This is a genomic window from Marinobacter sp. UBA2498, assembly GCF_002341575.1.
GTDB lineage: Bacteria > Pseudomonadota > Gammaproteobacteria > Pseudomonadales > Oleiphilaceae > Marinobacter > Marinobacter manganoxydans.
Window position 1 is genome coordinate 18258 of the sequence record NZ_DDOI01000022.1, and the last position, 285, is coordinate 18542.

Here is a 285-nt window from a genome sequence, read left to right on the forward strand (position 1 = left end):
TGATGGCAATGGCGCTGGGCGCTACCGGATCCTTCCCGTTGTTTAACACCGGGTGACAGGCGCGGCCGCCGTGCCAGATCTGCAGATAAATCTTGCCACCTTTAGCGTGTACCGCATCACTGACTTTCTTCCAGCCTTCAACTTGCGCCTCGGAATAGATGCCAGGCTCGCGCCAGAAGGCTGAATTGCCTTCGATGGCCATGGTCGCCTCGGCGATGATCAGGCCGGCAGACGCACGCTGAGCGTAATACTCAACCATCATGTCCGTGGGAACGTGATCAGCGT

1 protein-coding gene is annotated in these 285 nt (G+C 58.2%); it reads right to left on the reverse strand.

The window, feature by feature from the left end; translation table 11 throughout:
• Positions 1 to 285 (reverse strand): oxidoreductase (locus B2W52_RS02145; protein ID WP_476738511.1); only part of this gene is annotated, 285 nt, incomplete at both ends.